Origin of the sequence: Streptomyces sp. NRRL WC-3549 (assembly GCF_000721935.1) — a bacterium.
GTDB lineage: Bacteria > Actinomycetota > Actinomycetes > Streptomycetales > Streptomycetaceae > Streptomyces.
This window is the reverse complement of record NZ_KL585395.1, coordinates 220,513-222,005: the sequence shown is the minus strand read 5'-3', so window position 1 is coordinate 222,005 and position 1,493 is coordinate 220,513. Positions and strand designations below refer to the sequence as shown.

The 1,493-nt window shown below is 72.3% G+C and carries 2 protein-coding genes; both read left to right on the top strand.

Annotated features, from left to right (window positions below):
* Positions 1-32 precede the first annotated feature (32 nt).
* Positions 33-1,007 carry an alpha-ketoacid dehydrogenase subunit beta gene (locus tag IH13_RS0113870; protein WP_031084277.1) on the top strand — a complete coding sequence of 325 codons (975 nt, stop codon included), beginning with the start codon at positions 33-35 and terminating at the stop codon, positions 1,005-1,007.
* Positions 1,007-1,493: biotin/lipoyl-containing protein (locus tag IH13_RS0113865; protein ID WP_031084273.1), on the top strand; the 487-nt coding region annotated here is incomplete at its 3' end. The genes IH13_RS0113870 and IH13_RS0113865, both read left to right, overlap by 1 nt.

Below are 1,493 nucleotides of genomic sequence, written 5' to 3'. Positions count from 1 at the left end.
GCGAGCGGCCCGGCCGGTCCACACAGGCCACCATGGCGCAGGCACTCGGGCGTGCGCTGCGTGATGCGATGGCCGAGGACCCCGCGGTCCACGTCCTGGGCGAGGACGTGGGCACGCTCGGCGGAGTCTTCCGCATCACCGACGGGCTGGCGAAGGAGTTCGGCGACGACCGCTGTACGGACACACCGCTGGCCGAGGCGGGGATCCTCGGCGCGGCGGTCGGCATGGCGATGTACGGACTGCGGCCCGTGGTGGAGATGCAGTTCGACGCGTTCGCCTATCCGGCGTTCGAGCAGTTGGTCAGCCATGTCGCCAAGATGCGGAACCGGACCGCCGGGACCATGCCCCTGCCGATCACCGTCCGGATCCCGTACGGCGGGGGGATCGGCGGGGTCGAACACCACAGCGACTCCTCGGAGGCGTACTACATGGCGACGCCCGGACTCCATGTCGTCGCGCCGGCCACGGTCGAGGACGCGTACGGGCTGTTGAGGGCGTCCATCGCCTCCGACGACCCCGTGGTCTTCCTGGAACCGAAACGGCTGTACTGGTCCAAGGCGCCGTGGTCGCCGGACGTCCCCTCCGCGGTGGAGCCGATAGGGCGGGCCGTCGTCCGGCGCCCCGGACGCAGCGCGACCCTGATCACCTACGGTCCGTCCGTTCCGGTATGTCTGGAGGCTGCCGAGGCGGCCACCGCCGAGGGCTGGGACCTTGAGGTCATCGACCTCCGGTCGCTCGTGCCGTTCGACGACGAGACCGTCGCGGCTTCCGTCCGGCGCACGGGGCGGGCGGTCGTCGTCCACGAGTCCTCGGGCTTCGGCGGCCCGGGCGGTGAGATCGCGGCCCGTGTCACCGAGCGGTGCTTCCATCACCTGGAGGCCCCGGTGCTGCGCGTGGCGGGCTTCGACATCCCGTACCCGCCGCCGATGCAGGAGCGGCACCACCTTCCCGGTGTCGACCGGGTGCTCGACGCGGTGGCCCGTCTTCAGTGGGAGGCCGAGAGCTGATGGCCCGAGTACTCGAATTCAAGCTGCCTGACCTCGGCGAGGGGCTCACCGAGGCCGAGATCGTGCGCTGGTTGGTGGACGTCGGGGACGTCGTCACCATCGACCAGCCGGTCGTCGAGGTCGAGACGGCCAAGGCGACGGTCGAAGTGCCCTGCCCGTACGGAGGTGTGGTGACGGCCCGGTTCGGGGAGGAAGGCGCGGAGCTTCCGGTCGGGTCGCCGTTGCTGACGGTCGCGGTCGGTGTGGACGACACGGCGGCACCCGGAACCTCCGGTCCGGCCTCCGGCTCCGTCGGCACCGCCGACGCGAACGGGAACGGTAGCGGGGGCGGGAACGGGGACGGCGGCGGACCGGCCGGGGAGACGTCCGGGAACGTCCTGGTGGGGTACGGCACGGGGGCTCCTGCGGCGCGGCGCCGCCGAGTCAGGCCGACCGCGTTCACGGCGCCGTCCTCGGTGGCCGCCGTGAGCACCGGGGCACCGGCTG

Excerpts from the sequence above, each read along its gene's own strand:
- IH13_RS0113870 (WP_031084277.1), top strand. The coding sequence starts at position 33 with ATGGCGCAGGCACTCGGGCGTGCGCTGCGTGATGCGATGGCCGAGGAC.